The organism is Methanosarcina baikalica (genome assembly GCF_031461075.1).
Taxonomy (GTDB): domain Archaea; phylum Halobacteriota; class Methanosarcinia; order Methanosarcinales; family Methanosarcinaceae; genus Methanosarcina; species Methanosarcina baikalica.
The window spans coordinates 1-1,407 of the sequence record NZ_JAVKPK010000149.1; the positions used below are offsets into that span (position 1 = coordinate 1).

Here is a 1,407-nt window from a genome sequence, read left to right on the forward strand (position 1 = left end):
ATATATTCAAGGATTAGAAAAGAAAGGACTTAATTGACTATACAGATACAAGATAACAAAGCCTGGCATAAAGGCATACTTATCCTACTTAGGCAGGATAAATCGAGGTTATAGTCTTAAAAGGGTTGGAAAAACTCAAAGAATGGACATATAGTAAGTGGGATCACAGAAAGCCAAAAACGAGAGAGGATTATAATGTAACGCCTGAAATGCGTGCTACCTCCATCGGTTTTATCAAGACAGGATATGAACTCGAATTCAATAAAAAAGACATATTTATCATGGGAAAGTTCATTGAATAGAGACCCGACTGTGGGACAAATGTACCGGGTTATAGAGGAAATTCTCGCGGCGTTCAAAGGAGCGCCGCTAACTATATTTTGAATGGTTATAAATTCACATCAGCGTTTCCAAAACGATGAAAACATTTGTTTCAATCGTGTGGTAAGTGAATTGAGGTTCGATACAGGTTGAGCAGACCCAGTCTGTTCTTTGGGTTTCAGGTCCATTGTTTGTTCTGAACCCCCTATTTGTCCTGAACCTCCTGTTTGTCCCGAACCCCCTACCTTTACCGTTAATTTACCTGCTGGCAATGAGGATGTATCAAAATTATATTTAGATCCTCCTTTTGGATCAGTTGATAAAGCTGTCAGTGTCCCGGAGGCGGTAAATCTAATGTTCACAACAGACCTTCCGCTCAGGGCATCGCCGTCAATAAGGATATTGTAAGTTAAGGGGGGGACATTTGACGCAGATATTGTTGCGACCCCTCCAGAAGCTGTCACGTCCTTGTTGAAAGTTAAACCCTTTTTTACCGCCAAATGCATGTTCTGTACTCCTTCCGCCCTAGCAGTAATACGATTATTTGTAATGCGATGGTTCGGAACTGTTATAGAGGGCAGAGGAAGTTTATATCTGCCTCCGACAACCGGGACCTTTACTAAAACAGAAATTTCGGCATTGATACTCTTCCCGCCGGGACCTGTTATTGTCACTTTGTCCCCCACGGTTGGATTGGATGGGGAAACATTCCAATCAGTCGCCGCATATGCTGGAAAAACAAGTGAGCCAAGTAAAATAAATGTAGATAATACACAAAATATGAACCTTTCTCTTTTCGATCTAATATATTTCATTTTAAAATCCCTCTCTTCCATCATTATGCAATTAATGTTTTAAAATCTCCAATTTTAGTTACACTCCTTTATGTTTAGGATAATTTGTCCACATTTTTCCAATGTTGCCTGGATATTTACGAATTAAATAATAGATGCAATCTTAAAAACGATAATTCCCACAAAAACGACGATCAAAGGTAAGATTGTCATATTAAAAGATGTATTCAGGTTTTTGCTCCATTGCTCAGATGCTGAAAGGATCTCCTTTAAAGAAAGGAGTATTAAAAGC

At 39.1% G+C, this 1,407-nt stretch carries 1 protein-coding gene; it reads right to left on the reverse strand.

The features are described 5' to 3' along the window. Nucleotides 1–401: 401 nt before the first annotated feature. Nucleotides 402–1,160 (reverse strand): hypothetical protein, encoded by a 759-nt coding sequence (locus tag RG963_RS16460; RefSeq protein WP_310577356.1) that lies wholly within the window; start codon nt 1,158–1,160, stop codon nt 402–404. Nucleotides 1,161–1,407: the final 247 nt, after the last annotated feature.

Excerpts from the sequence above, each read along its gene's own strand:
- RG963_RS16460 (WP_310577356.1), bottom strand. The coding sequence starts at position 1,160 with ATGATGGAAGAGAGGGATTTTAAAATGAAATATATTAGATCGAAAAGA.